Annotated in this window: 18 protein-coding genes; 4 read left to right on the forward strand and 14 right to left on the reverse strand. The window is 47.3% G+C overall.

Annotated elements, in window-relative coordinates:
• Positions 1 to 2: 2 nt before the first annotated feature.
• The 3 genes from F3H97_RS06660 to F3H97_RS06670 are packed head-to-tail and all read right to left on the reverse strand — an operon-like array spanning position 3 to position 2,446.
• Positions 3 to 1,523, reverse strand: coding sequence for a flotillin lipid rafts scaffold protein FloT (locus F3H97_RS06660; protein ID WP_074036561.1), 1,521 nt, complete (start codon positions 1,521 to 1,523; stop codon positions 3 to 5).
• A gap of 3 nt (positions 1,524 to 1,526) precedes the next feature.
• Positions 1,527 to 2,048 carry an NfeD family protein gene (locus F3H97_RS06665; protein ID WP_074036559.1) on the reverse strand — a complete coding sequence of 174 codons (522 nt, stop codon included), beginning with the start codon at positions 2,046 to 2,048 and terminating at the stop codon, positions 1,527 to 1,529.
• Complete coding sequence (locus F3H97_RS06670; RefSeq protein WP_196430893.1) at positions 2,048 to 2,446, reverse strand: hypothetical protein; 399 nt, start codon at positions 2,444 to 2,446, stop codon at positions 2,048 to 2,050. Before F3H97_RS06670 ends, F3H97_RS06665 begins: the two co-directional genes overlap by 1 nt.
• Before the next feature lie 119 nt (positions 2,447 to 2,565).
• Between F3H97_RS06670 and rnhC the strand changes: the two genes are divergently transcribed.
• The 3 genes from rnhC to F3H97_RS06685 all read left to right on the forward strand — a co-directional run bounded on the left by rnhC (position 2,566) and on the right by F3H97_RS06685 (position 5,688).
• Positions 2,566 to 3,480 carry a ribonuclease HIII gene (gene rnhC, locus F3H97_RS06675; protein WP_074037906.1) on the forward strand — a complete coding sequence of 305 codons (915 nt, stop codon included), beginning with the start codon at positions 2,566 to 2,568 and terminating at the stop codon, positions 3,478 to 3,480.
• Between the two features lie 71 nt (positions 3,481 to 3,551).
• Positions 3,552 to 4,364: an alpha/beta fold hydrolase gene (locus F3H97_RS06680; protein ID WP_078147177.1), complete on the forward strand. Its 813-nt coding sequence runs from the start codon at positions 3,552 to 3,554 to the stop codon at positions 4,362 to 4,364.
• Positions 4,365 to 4,665: 301 nt separating this feature from the next.
• Positions 4,666 to 5,688: a PTS sugar transporter subunit IIC gene (locus tag F3H97_RS06685; RefSeq protein ID WP_196430894.1), complete on the forward strand. Its 1,023-nt coding sequence runs from the start codon at positions 4,666 to 4,668 to the stop codon at positions 5,686 to 5,688.
• 41 nt (positions 5,689 to 5,729) lie between these two features.
• On the opposite strand, the gene pheT is transcribed toward F3H97_RS06685, so the two are convergent.
• The 9 genes from pheT to infC form a co-directional block, all read right to left on the reverse strand.
• Positions 5,730 to 8,105 carry a phenylalanine--tRNA ligase subunit beta gene (gene pheT / locus F3H97_RS06690; protein ID WP_196430895.1) on the reverse strand — a complete coding sequence of 792 codons (2,376 nt, stop codon included), beginning with the start codon at positions 8,103 to 8,105 and terminating at the stop codon, positions 5,730 to 5,732.
• Positions 8,106 to 8,117: 12 nt separating this feature from the next.
• A complete protein-coding gene (gene pheS, locus F3H97_RS06695; RefSeq protein WP_159562521.1) occupies positions 8,118 to 9,140 on the reverse strand; it encodes a phenylalanine--tRNA ligase subunit alpha in 1,023 nt (340 codons plus the stop codon).
• Positions 9,141 to 9,442: 302 nt separating this feature from the next.
• Complete coding sequence (locus tag F3H97_RS06700) at positions 9,443 to 10,189, reverse strand: TrmH family RNA methyltransferase (RefSeq protein ID WP_031423182.1); 747 nt, start codon at positions 10,187 to 10,189, stop codon at positions 9,443 to 9,445.
• Between the two features lies 1 nt (position 10,190).
• Positions 10,191 to 11,270 carry a M42 family metallopeptidase gene (locus tag F3H97_RS06705; RefSeq protein WP_196430896.1) on the reverse strand — a complete coding sequence of 360 codons (1,080 nt, stop codon included), beginning with the start codon at positions 11,268 to 11,270 and terminating at the stop codon, positions 10,191 to 10,193.
• A 19-nt stretch (positions 11,271 to 11,289) separates the two neighbouring features.
• Positions 11,290 to 11,772: a dUTP diphosphatase gene (locus tag F3H97_RS06710; RefSeq protein WP_012726694.1), complete on the reverse strand. Its 483-nt coding sequence runs from the start codon at positions 11,770 to 11,772 to the stop codon at positions 11,290 to 11,292.
• Positions 11,773 to 11,796: 24 nt separating this feature from the next.
• On the reverse strand, positions 11,797 to 12,051 hold the full coding sequence (locus tag F3H97_RS06715; RefSeq protein ID WP_074036543.1) for a hypothetical protein: 255 nt from the start codon (positions 12,049 to 12,051) through the stop codon (positions 11,797 to 11,799).
• Between the two features lie 86 nt (positions 12,052 to 12,137).
• A complete protein-coding gene (gene rplT / locus F3H97_RS06720) occupies positions 12,138 to 12,497 on the reverse strand; it encodes a 50S ribosomal protein L20 (protein WP_012726696.1) in 360 nt (119 codons plus the stop codon).
• A 28-nt stretch (positions 12,498 to 12,525) separates the two neighbouring features.
• The gene (gene rpmI / locus F3H97_RS06725; protein WP_012726697.1) at positions 12,526 to 12,720 is read right to left on the reverse strand and encodes a 50S ribosomal protein L35; all 195 of its coding nucleotides are present in this window, start codon (positions 12,718 to 12,720) and stop codon (positions 12,526 to 12,528) included.
• 30 nt (positions 12,721 to 12,750) lie between these two features.
• Complete coding sequence (infC, locus tag F3H97_RS06730; protein ID WP_012726698.1) at positions 12,751 to 13,281, reverse strand: translation initiation factor IF-3; 531 nt, start codon at positions 13,279 to 13,281, stop codon at positions 12,751 to 12,753.
• A gap of 341 nt (positions 13,282 to 13,622) precedes the next feature.
• Here infC and F3H97_RS06735 point away from each other — a divergent pair, with 341 nt between their 5' ends.
• Entirely contained in the window at positions 13,623 to 13,832 is a 210-nt protein-coding gene (locus tag F3H97_RS06735; protein WP_196430897.1) for a hypothetical protein, read from the forward strand.
• A 91-nt stretch (positions 13,833 to 13,923) separates the two neighbouring features.
• On the opposite strand, the gene F3H97_RS06740 is transcribed toward F3H97_RS06735, so the two are convergent.
• Both F3H97_RS06740 and F3H97_RS06745 read right to left on the reverse strand, forming a co-directional pair.
• The gene (locus F3H97_RS06740) at positions 13,924 to 14,337 is read right to left on the reverse strand and encodes a DUF2231 domain-containing protein (protein ID WP_074036537.1); all 414 of its coding nucleotides are present in this window, start codon (positions 14,335 to 14,337) and stop codon (positions 13,924 to 13,926) included.
• Between the two features lie 99 nt (positions 14,338 to 14,436).
• Positions 14,437 to 15,309 (reverse strand): DUF1002 domain-containing protein, encoded by an 873-nt coding sequence (locus tag F3H97_RS06745; protein WP_196430898.1) that lies wholly within the window; start codon positions 15,307 to 15,309, stop codon positions 14,437 to 14,439.
• Positions 15,310 to 15,384: the final 75 nt, after the last annotated feature.

Consider the following 15,384-nt stretch of genomic DNA (forward strand, 5'->3'; position numbering starts at 1 on the left):
ACTTATTCTTTTGAAGCAGCGACCGTCGTATCAGCTAATTCTCGCTCCGGTGTAGGAGCTGTTGCAACGTTCCCTTTCCCCGCAAAGTTCTCGAGCAAGTCTTTCATATCAATGCCCGAAGAAGCTTTTAATGTTTGTTGAAGCGATGCCATGAGGTCGGTTGCGTAACCTGTCACTTTCCCGGCACCGCCGTTTTGACCGCTCCCCGTGTCGACGACCGTAATCTGATCGATGTTTCCAAGTGGCGATGCAATTTCTTTCGCATAATCAGGAAGCATCTTGACGACCATATCGAGAATCGCAGCCTGCCCGTATTGCGCGAAGGCTTCGGCAATCTTCTCTTTCGCTTCCGCTTCGGCAAGACCGGTCAAGCGGATAATTTCAGCTTCTGCCTCACCTTTCGCACGTTCAGAGTCCGCTTCTGCAAGACCTGCCAAACGTACGCGTTCCGCATCGGCTTTCGCCTGTGCTTCAATACGATACTTCTCTGCATCCGCACTTGCGATTTGACGTGCCTTATCCGCAGCGGCAGACTGTTCAATCGAGTATCGATCCGCATCGGCTTTTTTCTTCACTTCTGAATCATATTGTTTCTCACGACGCATGATTTCTTTCTCTTCGAGCTCGATTTGCTTTTGACGCTCGATGATTTGAACTTGCATCTGTTGTTCAGTGACTTCTTGTTTCGCACGCGCTTCCTCAAGCTCATACGCTTGGTCGGCCCGCGCTTTGGCAACATCTTGCTCACGGCGATAAGCCGCAATCCGAAGTTGGTTCTCTTTCTCAGCTTCCGCGATTTCAGACGCACGCTCAAGCTCGGCCTTCTTCGCATCTTTCATTGCTTCCGCCTGTTTGATGCGCGTCTCTTTATCCGCTTCTGCTGTCGCGATATCAGCATCACGCTTCACTTGGGCGATACGCGGTTTCCCTAGCGATTCCAAGTATCCGTTCTTATCTCGAACGTCTTTGATGGTGAATGATACGATGACTAGCCCCATCTTCGCTAAGTCTTGTGATGCAACTCGTTGAACTTCTTGCGAAAACTTGTCACGGTTCTTATAGATTTCTTCAACGGTCATAGAACCTAAAATCGAGCGCAAATGGCCTTCTAACACTTCTTTTGCTTCATTTTCACGTTCAATCTTCGGTTTTCCGAGGAACTGCTCAGCCGCTGTCGCGATTTCACTGATCGATCCGCCGATTTTAATGATGGCTGTTCCGTCCGCCATGACCGGGACACCCTGTTCTGTATACACTTCAGGTGTCGTGACCTCTAATTTGCTTGAGAGCAAGCTGAGCGGTTCTGCTTGCTGGAATACTGGGAAGACGAACGTCCCGCCGCCACGAATGATTTTGACGCGGTTACCGGATGTATCGCTATGTACATTTTTCTTGCCTAAATAACTACCTGTCACAATCAGTGCCTCATCTGGTCCGACTGTGCGATATTTTAGTACGAATACAAACACAAGTGCGAGGATGATGACCCCGACGATAATGCTGACTAAAATAGCCGTATTCATGTGTTATATCTCCTCTCGAATTGTAGGTTCGTCATATGGCATGACGATTGCGATATTGCCTTTTACTTCAATGATAACTACCCGACGATCTGTCGAAATCGATGTACCGTCTAAGCTTTGAGCCGTCTTTAAAAGCGATCCCGTCACTGTCTCAATCAAGACTTCACCGTATCCGCCTTCAGGAATGGGCACGGTCAATCGTCCGACACGTCCAACTAATGCCTCATCCGTCAAACCAATGGACTCTTCCGCATTTGAGAGCGGTAAGAGAACAAACAAATAGAGAAGCGTCGTCAGAGCAAGAGACCCGATCAATGCGACAGCGAGCCCAATCATCGGGGAAACGTGAGCCAATGCGTTTAAGATGAGCCCAATTCCTGCCCCTAGTGCTAAGAAAGATAGGATGACTGCAGGGTTGAACCAACCTTCAAACATATCGAACGCATCGGAAAACATCATGTAAATAAAGGTTCCAAGACCAGCGATGATCAACACCCACCAATAAAGTTGATCGATTGCCTCCATTACCACCCCTCCTGTCGACGTTTTTGTTCCATCATCAGTACGCGTCGAAGTTGTTCGACTTCTAATGCAAGCCGATCTTCAATTTCATCCCACTCCGACAGTGATGAAGTGGATAAGTCGTTCACTTCTCGAACTCGACCAATGGAACGTTCAATCCGTCGCCGATTGTATATGTCGACAAATTCTTGTCGTTCGAGTCGCATCCTGTTTAAAAAATATTCCACTTCTTTTTGAACTTGAACGACTTGATCCGTCACGCCCTCAGAAGAATCTTGCATCAGTAGCCGACGCACTCTCACTTGATGAGCTACTAATTTAGCAATTCTCGCCTCGAGTTCGAGAATGTGCTTGTATAATTCCTCTACCTCATCTCGTTGCGTGTCATCGCGCCACCACACGTCCACCTCACCTCACTTTTCTCTACTCATCTCCATATACGATAAAACCTCATCTTCGGTTTCAAAAAATCATAAAAAAATGTAAAATGAATTTGCCAGACAGAAAGGAAGTGCTCATGTTGGGCAACCAAGTCATCAAGCTATCATCCGCATCACAAGAAAAACTAAAGAAAATGTATCATGAGTATGCAGTCGCGCCACCACCATATGCGACATTCAGCGCCAAGACACCGGGATTTGTCGTAACGGTTTATCAATCAGGGAAAGTGATGTTCCAAGGAAAAGATGCTGAGACCGAGGCAGTGAAATGGGGACTACCTGCTGAGAAGAAACAAGCATCCGCACCGAACACCCTCTTACCTGAAGGATTTTCAAGTTGGTCTGTCATTGGAAGCGACGAGGTCGGAAAAGGAGACTACTTCGGACCACTCGTCGTCGTAGCGGCTTTTGTCTCACGCGATCAAATCGCACTCGTCAAAGAACTCGGCGTGAAAGATTCAAAACAGTTATCCGACCCTGAAATCATCCGGATTGCGAAAGATTTACACGCTACGATTCCTTATCAAAAAGCAACACTGCATAATCCAACATATAACAACATGCAACGGACGATGACACAAGGTAAAATGACCGCCATCGCCCATAATGCTGCACTTCGAGCGTTGCTTGAGAAGATCGGACAGAAACCCGATGCCATTCTAATCGATCAATTCGCAGAGAAGTCGGTATACTATCAACACTTGCGGGCAGAGCGGGATATCGTGCGCGACGATGTCTACTTTTCAACCAAGGCAGAAGGTCTTCATGTCGCCGTCGCAGCTGCTTCCATTTTAGCTCGCGCCTTCTTCTTAAAAGAAATGGACAAACTAAGTAAACAAGTAGGATTGACCCTCCCGAAAGGGGCAGGAGCAAAAGTCGACCAAGTCGCCGCTCAAATCATTCGAGGTCATGGACAGGATTATTTACAAAAGATTGCTAAAGTCCATTTTGCGAATACAAAGAAAGCCATCAACTTGAATGAACGTCGTTTGTAGAGCTTCGACATCAAGTATGATATACTCGTTTTATGGTTAAATGAACTTAAAATTTTTGGAGGATAGCGTTCATGTTGCATTATAAAACCTACACGATTAGTGATGACCATCCTTGGGTCATCTTTATACATGGGGCCGGAGGAAGTTTATCGCATTGGTATCGCCAACTTCGTCCCTTCCGTAAAAAATATAATGTCCTGCTCGTCGATTTACGCGGTCATGGCGGTTCATACGATGCTGAACAGTCGCTCAAACAACCATTGAATGCCTATACGTTTGATGTCGTTGCCAAAGACGTGATTGAAGTCATGGATCACTTAGGTATCGAAAAAGGGCACATGGTCGGTCTTTCTTTAGGGACGATTGTGATTCAGGCGATGTTTGAGCACTATCCGGATCGAATCGCATCAGTCGTCCTCGGCGGAGCCATTGTAAAATTTAATGTGCGCTCCACGTTGCTCATCCGACTTGGTAGTCTCGTGCAAAACTTCGTCCCCTATATGTGGTTATATAAACTATTCGCATGGATTTTACTCCCGAAGAAGCGTCACAAGAAGTCTCGGATGATGTTCGTCCGCGATGCGGCGAACTTATGTCAACGTGAGTTTATCCGTTGGTTCAAGATGACGGAAAATATTAATCCTTTATTGAATCAGTTCACTTCGATTCAAACGAACGTCCCGATTTTGTATATTATGGGTGATGAGGATTATATGTTTCTTGAAGCTGTCGAGCGGACAGCGAAACATCAACCGACAGCCAATGTTGAAATCGTTGCAGACTCTGGTCATGTGGTCAATGTAGACCAACCCGATCAATTCAATGCATTGTCGATGAATTTTATAGACGATCAGATTCAAGCACGCTCATTACAAATGAGCTAATTCAGGACGCCACTGGGCTTCCTGAATTTTTTTGTATTTATTTTCAGAAAATATTGATTATTACAAAAATAGATGGTATTCTTTAGCAAATCCAACGAAGAGGAGATGCTCGAAATGTCCAATCCCGTACATATGAACAGCCTGCTGATTATTATTCGACTGAGGGACTGAAATCGTTTTGTTTTCAAAAAACGACTTTTCAGGCCCTTGTTCCCGTGGTAATCGGACAGGCGCCTGCAGATTGAAACCGCGCCTATCCTTGATGGATAGGTTTTTTTGTTGACATAAAGATATAGAGGAGATGATGGAAGTGAAGCAGTATATGATGGATCGAATGGTAAAAATTTCAGCAGGTATGGCAAATGCCGTACTCGTCACACTCGGTGTCGGTTTATTGATTGAGACGATTGGTAATTTGAGCGGAATCGCGATGCTCGTACAGATTGGACAAGTCGCCAAATCATTGTTGGCACCTGCTTTAGGCGCTGGCGTCGCGTTTCAACTCGGAGGCAACACGCTCATCCTATTTAGTGCCATGATTGCTGCAACCATTGGCGGTGCAGCTTTAAAAGCGTCAGAAAGCGGACTCGTCCTCGTTCCAGGTCAACCGATTAGCGCACTGATTGCAGCGGCTGCCGCTGTATGGCTCGGAAAACGTGTCCTCGGCAAAACAAAGTTTGATATGATGGTCGTCCCGGTCACAGCCGTTTTAGGTGGCGGAATCGTTGGGGTTGCTGCAGCAGCGGTCACGACTCCTCTTATCAACTCAATCAGTCAAGGGATCACCGCATCTGTAGAAACGTCGCCGATTGCCACATCTCTTGTCATCGCACTTGTTTTCAGTGTCATGCTCATGTCGCCTGCATCATCTGCCGCACTCGCCATCGCGCTTCAACTTGACCCTGTCGCCAGCGCCGCTGCCTTGATCGGTTGCTCTGCTCAATTTGTTGGATTTACCTTAATGGCATATCGTCAAACCGACCCAGGTGGATTGGTCGCCTCATTCTTTGTCACACCGAAAGTGCAGTTTCCGAATATCATCAAAAACCCACGAATCGTCGTCCCACCGTTTATCGCCGCGATGATTTCCGCACCGATTGCTACTTTGATGTTCTCACTCCAAGTCCCATATGAAATCGCGGGTCTCGGGCTCAACTCCTTGATTGCCCCGCTTCAGATTTTAGCGGTCCAAGGGTTGGATGCCTTTCTCATCTTCACGATGACCGGCGTCGTACTCCCTGCACTCATTACATGGGCTCTTTATCGTGTGACGAGTCTTGTTGGATGGACCAAGTTCGGCGATCTCGCACTCGAGATTCAATAATAAAAGGAGCGTTGTCACAGGTGGACAACGCTCCATATTTTTTATGCTCGAAGTTCAGCGCCGTGTGTCGCACGGACCGCCTCGACGATCGTTTCATATGCTGCCGTTACTTCTTCATCTTGTAACGTTCGTGACGGGTCTTGGAACTTGAGTGAGAAGGCAATCGATTTTTCATCCGCTCCAACATTCTCCCCTGTATAGACGTCAAACAAGACGAGGTCAATCAAGAGTGGACCAGCCGCTTGGCGGATCGTTTGTTCCACTGTCCCAGCCGGAATCTCACGTGATAAGACGAGTGCCAAATCTCGTGAAATCGATGGATAACGTGGTACGTCTTGATAAAGAAGTGTCTCGTCTCCACGAAGTGCCAAGAGGTCGAGTTCGAATACATACACTTCCTTCATACCGTAGACGTCTTTCGATGTTCCTGGATGCACTTGTCCGACATATCCGATGACCTTTCCGTCCATCAAGATGTTCGCCGTGCGACCTGGATGCATATCGGGCATCGATACAGCCTCATACGTGACATCTAGGCGAAGTGTTTGGACTAACGTGTCGACAATCCCTTTTGCGACGAAATAGTCGACCGGGATCCGTGTTCCTTGCGAACGATGATCCATCCATAGACCTGTGACGACGCCAGCTACCCGTTCTTTCTCACGTGGTAACGTTTCTCCGTGCTCCGTATAGACGCGTCCTGTTTCGTAAAGTGCGACGTTCGATTGTTGACGCGCCGTGTTGTAACGAGCCGCCTCTAACAACCCAGGGACGAGCGACGTACGAAGGACAGAGCGTTCTTCACTCATCGGCATCGCCAATCGAACGAGCTGATCGGTTTCTCCACCGAAACGTGTCGCATGTGCCTCACTCGTTAACGAGTAGGTAATGGCTTGTGATAAACCTACTCCTTGTAACAAGCGACGTGTCTGCCTGCGCAGTACGTTGATTGCTGGCAAATAGCCTTTCGATTGAGAGGCAGGTAACGTCGACGGGAGACTATCATATCCGTATATACGTGCCACTTCTTCTGTGATATCAGCCGGAAGCTCTAAGTCCGGACGGCGCGATGGAATGTGTACTGTCAGCACATCATCCCCTTCTGTCGCGAGACCGAGACGCTCCAGGATGTGAACGATTGTCTGACGATCGAGTGTCATCCCTAAGCGCTTGTTGATATAGTCAATCGACACTTGGATTTCTCGGGCACGTGATTCGGCTTCACCTGAACGCACCGCATCATGAATGGCTCCTCCACCGAGTTCGACAATCAGTTGCGCAGCACGGTCAAGCGCGAGCATGACACGTTCTGGGTCAACACCTTTTTCGAAACGAGCGCTTGAATCTGAACGTAGACCGAGCGTACGGCTCGTCTTCCGTACAGATGCCGGATCAAAGTACGCTGACTCTAAAATGATATCTGTCGTTGAAAGATCTACCTCTGTATTGGCACCACCCATGACGCCTGCGATGGCGACTGGAGCTTGCCCATCTGTGATGACCATCATCGATGAATCGAGCGTGCGCGTCACGTCGTCGAGTGTGACCATTTCTTCTCCATTTTCGGCTTGACGGACCACAATCGAGTTGCCAAGTTTCTTCTCATCGAATGCGTGAAGCGGTTGTCCGATTTCAAGCATCACATAGTTCGTCACGTCGACAATGTTGTTGATTGGACGGACACCTTCTGCAATCAAGATATTCTTTAGCCATTGTGGCGACTCTGCAATCGTTACCCCTTTTACTTCACGAGCTGCGTAATATGAACAGTTCGGTGTCGCAAGTTCGATAGATACCTCCGATGGTGATGATGACGTGACATCTGCTGTCGGCAACGTGTATGGACGCTCTAAGATGGCCGCAACCTCATGAATGATTCCATAGAGGCTCAAGCAATCTGAACGGTTCGGTGTCAAACCGAGTTCGATGACCTCATCGTCCAAGTCGAGCAAATCGAGCACATCTGCACCGACTTGTACCGATTCACGGAATGTATGAATCCCATCCTGCTCGTCTTCCCGAATTTGTTTCTTCTCAAAGCCGAGCTCTTCGAGTGAACAAATCATCCCTTGTGATTCGACACCACGTAGTTTTGCTTTTTTGATTTTAAGTCCTGGTAGGCGTGCGCCAACTTTGGCCACGATTACATGTTGCCCTTCGCGCACGTTCGGTGCGCCACAGACGATTTGAACAGGGTCACACTCTCCGATATCCACTTTCGTCACGTTTAACTTATCCGCTTCTGGATGTTTCTCACATGAAAGGACCCGTCCGACGACGATCCCAGAAAGTCCTTCCCCACGATTTGTCACACTTTCGACTTCGATTCCGTTCTTCGTAATCAAGTCACCGAGCGCTTCGCCGCTTAAATCGGATACATCAATATATTGATTCAACCATTTTTTTGAAAGTAACATCTGTCTTCCTCCTTAGAATTGCTCGATGAAACGTAAGTCATTTGTGTAGAAATGACGGATGTCATCGACGCCGTGTTTGAGCATCGCCATACGCTCCACTCCGATTCCGAATGCGAATCCTGACACTTTTGATGAGTCATAGCCAGCCATCTCCAATACATGAGGATGGACCATTCCGCCTCCGAGAATCTCGATCCAACCGGTTCCTTTACAGACGTTACACCCTTTCCCGCCACACTTGAAGCAAGAGATGTCGACTTCGACCGATGGTTCCGTGAACGGGAAGAAGCTTGGACGAAGACGAATTTCGCGCGTTTCACCGAATAACTGCTTCACGAACACTTCGAGTGTCCCTTTTAAGTCAGCCATCGAGATGGATTCATCGACAACCAATCCTTCGATTTGCATGAATTGATGCGAATGCGTCGCATCGTCTTCATCACGACGATACACTTTACCTGGACAGATGATGCGAATCGGCTTCCCATTCGCCTCCAACATCGTGCGAGCCTGTACAGGAGATGTATGAGTACGAAGCAACGTCTCTTCCGTGATATAGAACGAGTCTTGCATGTCTCGTGCCGGATGATCTTTCGGCAAGTTCAGCATTTCGAAGTTATAGAGATCGGTCTCGACTTCAGGACCTTCAGCAATCGTATATCCGAGTCCAACGAACAAATCTTCCATCTCGTCGATGATTTGTTGCAAGAGATGGCTATGGCCAGGAGTCGATGTCCGTCCCGGGAGTGTCACATCAAGCGTTTCCGCTTTTAACTTTTCCTCTAATTCAATCGCCTTCACTTCTTCGATTCGAGCATCGAGTGTGCTTTGAATCGCGGTACGAACGGTATTGGCCAACTCACCGATGACCGGACGTTCCTCGGCAGATAATTTACCCATGCCACGGAGCACTTCAGTCATCGGTCCTTTTTTCCCTAAATATTTGATGCGGACGTCATTCAATGATTTTTGTGTGGATGCCTGTTTGATTTCTTCTAACGCTTCCACTTGTAACTGTTCTAATTGTTCTTTCATGTGTTCGCTTCCTCCTCAACATAAAAAAGTCCCTTCAGTCGTTGACTGAAGGGACGAATCATCGCGGTACCACCCTACTTGGCCAATTCATGGCCCACTTGAGAGCATCGTTATCGTGATGCCAAACCGGTGTTGTCTCCAACACGACTCCAGAGTGAATTCAGCGACGAATCCGGCAAAGGCTCTCAGTCACGGCCCTTGCTCCCTGAACGGAATCGGTCATTCGCTTACTATGTTCTTTCAACGTCATATCTTATTCATCGATGTGTTTAACCTATCACGTTTTTCACGTGCTGACAAGATTATTGTAAAGCGATGCGATACATTAAAATACCCGCAGCGACCGCCGCGTTGAGCGATTCCGCGTCGCCGAGCACCGGAATATGCACACGTGTGTCACAGAGTGCCAATACATCAGCATGAACCCCTTGTGCCTCATTCCCGATGACGAGGGCCACTTTGTCTTCGAATGCAACTTGCTCATACGATGTTGCCTTTGAGAGAGCTGTGCCGTAGACGTGGAATCCATCCTCTTTCAGCTCAGGTAACTTTTCAAGCAAGTCGACCGAGGTCACGTTCACGTGAAACAGTGAACCTTGTGTGGCACGTACGACTTTGGCGTTGAACGGATCGACCGTACCTTTCCCGAGTAACACCGTATCGAATCCGGCAGCATCTGCTGTCCGAATCATCGTACCGAGATTACCCGGGTCCTGTACTCGGTCTAGTACGAGTACTTTCTTCATTTTTCGTTCCACCGGTGTCATCTTGACAACGGCAAACACGCCTTGGGTCTTTTCCGTTTCGGAAAGAAGGTCCGCAACGTGGTCGGATAACTCGAGGACTGGCATATCTTCAAGTCGCCACGTTCCTTTTGGTGAATACGACTCAGCCATGATGAGTTGGACGAGTCGACCGGCACGAATGGCCTCGTCCACCAAATGCTCTCCTTCTACTAGGAATTGACCCGTTTCTTGACGACCTTTTTTCGTCATCAATCGTTTTAATCGTTTAATCGTCTCGCTCTTCGTAGACGTAATCTTCGTCATATTATCCCTCTTTCAACCATTGGACCGTTTCGTGGTCTAAACGTTTCGTCAATGCGACAACGAGTTGTACCGCTGCCTCGTAATCATCCTTATGGATGATGGACACGTTCGTGTGTAAATAGCGGACCGGTACTGTCAATGCGATGGCCGGCATCCCAATCCCAGAAAGATGGAATCGCCCAGCATCTGTGCCACCGCCTGGCGTTAAGTCCAATTGATATTTGATGTCTTGCTCTTTGGCCACGTCAACGATGAGGTCGACAAGGCGTGGGTTCGTGACGGTAGTCGCATCAAAGAAGATGACTTGAACCCCGTCCCCGAGTTTTGACAACCCTTCTGCCTGGGTCATCCCCGGCGTATCACTTGGAATGCCTGTATCAACAGCAATCGCGACATCCGGGCGAATCAAGTTGGCAGCGGTCACCGCTCCACGTAACCCGACCTCTTCCTGTACTGTCGCTCCTGTATACACGACGCCTGGGAACGATTCTTCCTTCAGACGTTTTGCTGCTTCGATGGCAATCGCACATCCGATTCGGTTGTCCCATGCCTTCGCCATCAAGAAGTTCTCATTTTTCATGACAGTGAATTCACAATGGGGCACGACCGTATCGCCTGGACGAATTCCCCAATCAGCCACTTCGTCTTTCGACGTGGCACCGATATCTAAGAACATATCTTTGATTTCAACGGGTTTTTTTCGTGCCTCGAGCGGTAGGACGTGAGGTGGTTTCGCACCAATGACACCGGGAATCTTTTCACCAGACCGTGTGACAACATCCATTCGCTGTGCCAACAGCACTTGGTTCCACCAGCCACCGAGCGCTTGGAAACGAAGGAAACCGCCTTCTTCCACACGTGTCACCATGAAGCCGACTTCATCCATGTGACCCGCAATCATGACACGCGGACCTTCAGCATCTCCAGTCATTTGACCAAATAAACTTCCGAGTCCATCCTGTTCAAACGACTCGACATGCGGCTCGAGGTATTCACGCATCAATTGACGGACTTCTCCCTCATTGCCCGGGACGCCTGTTGCATCCGTCAAACGTTTTAACATATGTAACGATTCATTCATACCAATCCGCTCCTTTTCATTAATATCCTTGATTTTGTCGCTCATGGTTTACTTCATTTTTATTCATGTATGCCAGCAAAATGAGTTGCTCATTAAAACCGAGCGTATAACCAAGTTCGAGATAAGCTGCCATCAGCGTCTCGTACATGGCTTCCGTTTTTGAAAGACCAAAATTCGTCACTTTTCGATAAATATCTAAAAAAGCATCAGTCGCATCAAGATATGAACTTCCCGCAGGAAACGCATCTCGTTCATACCCAAGCGCAAGACCAAGTGACAGTAAGAAATGAATGCCGTCTACATATTCTTCTAAGATCACATCTTGAGGCGACGGTCCTTTCTTCGACCAAAACTTAAAGCTACGTGTTTCGTTAGCCAGTTCACCGAGCTCGACAAGCAGCGCCAGTAACCGTTCATCGAATTGATTGCCGGATAATCCATGTTGTGCTTTGATCCGCTCGTCTAATTCGCGCTGCCGATCAAACAATGTTGTCCAGTTCACCGGATGTTCCTCCTCTATCTCCACTTATAGCAGTACTAAAATCATTAAAGACCAGCCCACTGCTAAAATCAATACTTGTAATTGAAGCAGTTTTGGGGCATGAACAGCCTTCTTCCGAGTCAAATGAAGACCGAACAAGGCACCGATGGCTCCTCCTGCATAGGCGTATAGGACATTAAAGTCACCTTTTCCTTGCGCATACTGTTTCGCTTGGATATAGGTGTAAACGTTCAAGATAATGAGCGCTAAGGCGACGATCGCAACAACCGATTGATTCATACGCTTTCCTCCTTCTCTTAATTCTAAGAAATTCTAAAGAAAAAAGAAAGCGCCGAGAGAGTGTCTCGGCGCTGTCGATTGAACGATTACGCGTTCAATTTTGATTTAGCTGTTTCAGCGAGTGACGCGAATGCCTGTGCATCTGTCACAGCAAGCTCAGCAAGCATCTTACGGTTGATGTCGATTCCTGCAAGCTTGAGGCCGTGCATCATACGGCTGTATGAGAGACCGTTTGTACGTGCTGCCGCATTGATACGTGTGATCCAAAGACGACGGAAATCACGTTTCTTCTGACGACGGTCACGGTAAGCGTACATGAGTGACTTCATGACCTGTTGTTTTGCTACTTTAAATAGAATGTGTTTCGAACCAAAGTATCCTTTGGCAAGTTTAATTTGCTTTTTACGACGTTGACGAGTCGTATAACCGCCTTTTACGCGTGGCATATGGATTCCCTCCTAAATTGTTTCTGTATTACTTCGCGATCATGTTGCGAATGCGTTTGAAGTCTCCAGCTGATACGATAGCGCCTTTACGGAGCTTACGTTTCGCTTTAGTCGATTTGTTTGCGAACAAGTGACTTGTGTAAGCGTGTGAACGCTTGAGTTTACCTGATGCTGTACGTTTGAAACGTTTTGAAGCACCGCGGTGCGATTTCATTTTCGGCATGAGTATTTCCTCCCCACTGAGAATCGATAATTAATCTTCTTTGTTCGGAGCCAGCACTAAGAACATGCTGCGTCCTTCCATCTTCGGCTTTTGTTCAACTGTTGCCAAATCGGCACATTCCGCTGCCATTTTGTCCAAAACACGTTTCCCGATTTCCGAGTGTGTGATGGCACGTCCGCGGAAACGAATCGAAGCCTTCACTTTGTTTCCTTTTTCAAGGAACTTGCGTGCATTACGCAATTTTGTTTGGAAATCGTTGTCCTCGATTGTTGGACTGAGACGTACTTCTTTCATTTGGATGACTTTTTGGTTTTTACGCGCTTCTTTCTCCTTTTTCTGGAGTTCGAAACGGTACTTCCCATAATCCATAATTTTAGCGACCGGTGGATTTGCTTTATCCGCGACTAAGACGAGGTCTAGTTCCGCTTCTTCAGCTAAACGTAACGCATCGTTACGTGATGTCACACCGAGTTGTGCACCGTCTGCGCCAATGAGACGTACTTCACGGGCACGAATGTTTTCGTTGATAAAGAGCTCTTTGCTAATGGTTAGCACCTCCATCGTGCGATTGCACGAGATTTAGATTGACAAGACAACATGGCAATAAAAAAAGCGTCGGCAGTTTCCCACCCACACATCAGTTGAGGTCATAAAACGGCAGACGATGCCGAATGAACCAAGAACTTGATGGACCTGCCTGATGACTCTCAGACGAGGTGAAAAGCGGGTGCTTCTGCTTTGTTGTTTTTAATCACTATGTCATCTTAGCACTAGCAGGAAAAGATGTCAAGATATCGCGCATGAATAATTGGTAGCTCACACTTTTATGATGATACCAGTCATTCTCTCGTTTCGCAATACCTTTTCAAAGGGAATAATGAAATATCAAAGGAGGGATCGACATGAACTGGCGAAAAGATGTATCGCGAGAGCATGACTACCATGATCAAGTCCAGCAGATTGTCAGTAAGACGATGCAAGCACATGGGCTAGAAGACGAAAAATTACAGGCGGTATTAACAGACCTATTAGAAGAAATGAATCGCATTACTTTAAAAATCGTCGATGACCATGAGTCGGCTCAAAATTATATCTATAAACGGTGGTACTGAAACAACCCCACACCATGATCTTTGCGATGATTAAGACAAAAACGATAGAAGACGCCTGTCTCAACTTGATTGAAACAGACGTCTTTTTTAATTACTTCGCATATACCATTTGACCACCTAGGTGACCTGCATAAGCAAGTAGTCCGGCTCCGACGAGGGCAACGACAAAACTCAGTGTAATCCACAGCTTCCCTTTTGCACGATATCCGATTGCGAGCAAGACCACTGTGATGCCAAATGCAATCAAGCTGTACAGGGCAAAATGTTCATGGTTTTCAATCATCGCTTCTGTCACCGATGGCAGATTCGCTTCCGCATACTCTTCCGCACTATCCCCTGACAAGAAAGCTACTGCACCGGACAATAATCCTGCAACCAATGTGATGAGCGCAAACAATCGAAAACTTGTCCATTTGAAACTGATCAAAATCAATAGTGTACCAAACAACAGTAGACCGATTGGTGCGTGCACGAGCAATGGATGTAATGGGACTCCACCGAGCATAACAATTCCTCCTAAGATGTGATCAACTATTATGAAAGTTGTATACCCGATTCCATCATACGTTTATCCACTACTCCACTATTTCATCATGTCACATCATCAATTTGTAAGCGATTTGAAGAAGTTACCAATGGCCTCAAACAATCGGGCAAAGAATCCCTTTACTTCTTCTTGTTCGAGGAATGCCTGCACATCTTGACCCGCATCTTTCAATCCACTACTGATCGCTGACCAATCAAGATTTGCTTGCTGCATGTTTTCGAATAGCGTCGTCAGTTGAGCGAGTTGACCCTCAGACAACTGAACGTTATTTTGATTCAATACTTGAATGACGATGTCACGAATCTCAATATTTGTCTCTGGCATCTGATTTGCGATTTCCGCTTTAATCTCGTTCATGAGACCTGCTACGTCCTCTTGTCCGACTGTCTTACCGATTTCAGACGTGACCGCCAGCTCTTCTTGCGCCAATTCTTTTCGTTCATCCGACAGTTCAATCCCGGTCTCGGCCGCGGTCTGATCATATGCCTTCATAATTCCCGTCAAGGCCGAGGTACCCGTCACGTTAATCGGTGACGTGATATAAATATCGGCATCCGTCACACCCGCCGTGACGAGGGCGTTCGCATACATATCTTTCGTGACCCACGTCACGTTTTCCGTCTGAATATCAAGACCAGTCCCGTTCGTCAACTTGATTCGGGCAGACGAGTACATGCCGCCTCCACGCTGTGCTTGCGGGACCGAATCACCTAAATACTTTTCTTCATCTGCGGCAGTCGCGATAATGGGTTCGATTCCTTCTGGGGCATCCATACGCTCAAGTACCCATTTTTGTTGCTCTGAAGATAATGATTCACCAAGGGTTACAATCGTATCATTAACGATTGCCTCCGCTCCGACTTTCGGAAGCGCTCCTGTGAACGCAACCGCTCCAATAGTAAGTGCCAATACTGGCTTCATATAATTCATTAAGTATCACTCCTTACGTTTACGATACGTGTAGATGACCAAATACACATCCGTCTATAGACCGAAAAAAACCAC

Origin of the sequence: Exiguobacterium sp. SRB7LM (assembly GCF_015712685.1) — a bacterium.
GTDB lineage: Bacteria > Bacillota > Bacilli > Exiguobacteriales > Exiguobacteriaceae > Exiguobacterium > Exiguobacterium profundum.

Coding starts and splice junctions, on each gene's coding strand:
- F3H97_RS06660 (WP_074036561.1), bottom strand. CDS start 1,523: ATGAATACGGCTATTTTAGTCAGCATTATCGTCGGGGTCATCATCCTC.
- F3H97_RS06665 (WP_074036559.1), bottom strand. CDS start 2,048: ATGGAGGCAATCGATCAACTTTATTGGTGGGTGTTGATCATCGCTGGT.
- F3H97_RS06680 (WP_078147177.1), top strand. CDS start 3,552: ATGTTGCATTATAAAACCTACACGATTAGTGATGACCATCCTTGGGTC.
- F3H97_RS06685 (WP_196430894.1), top strand. CDS start 4,666: ATGATGGAAGTGAAGCAGTATATGATGGATCGAATGGTAAAAATTTCA.
- pheT (WP_196430895.1), bottom strand. CDS start 8,105: ATGTTACTTTCAAAAAAATGGTTGAATCAATATATTGATGTATCCGAT.
- pheS (WP_159562521.1), bottom strand. CDS start 9,140: ATGAAAGAACAATTAGAACAGTTACAAGTGGAAGCGTTAGAAGAAATC.
- F3H97_RS06700 (WP_031423182.1), bottom strand. CDS start 10,189: ATGACGAAGATTACGTCTACGAAGAGCGAGACGATTAAACGATTAAAA.
- F3H97_RS06705 (WP_196430896.1), bottom strand. CDS start 11,270: ATGAATGAATCGTTACATATGTTAAAACGTTTGACGGATGCAACAGGC.
- F3H97_RS06715 (WP_074036543.1), bottom strand. CDS start 12,051: ATGAATCAATCGGTTGTTGCGATCGTCGCCTTAGCGCTCATTATCTTG.
- rplT (WP_012726696.1), bottom strand. CDS start 12,497: ATGCCACGCGTAAAAGGCGGTTATACGACTCGTCAACGTCGTAAAAAG.
- rpmI (WP_012726697.1), bottom strand. CDS start 12,720: ATGCCGAAAATGAAATCGCACCGCGGTGCTTCAAAACGTTTCAAACGT.
- infC (WP_012726698.1), bottom strand. CDS start 13,281: ATGGAGGTGCTAACCATTAGCAAAGAGCTCTTTATCAACGAAAACATT.
- F3H97_RS06735 (WP_196430897.1), top strand. CDS start 13,623: ATGAACTGGCGAAAAGATGTATCGCGAGAGCATGACTACCATGATCAA.
- F3H97_RS06740 (WP_074036537.1), bottom strand. CDS start 14,337: ATGCTCGGTGGAGTCCCATTACATCCATTGCTCGTGCACGCACCAATC.
- F3H97_RS06745 (WP_196430898.1), bottom strand. CDS start 15,309: ATGAATTATATGAAGCCAGTATTGGCACTTACTATTGGAGCGGTTGCG.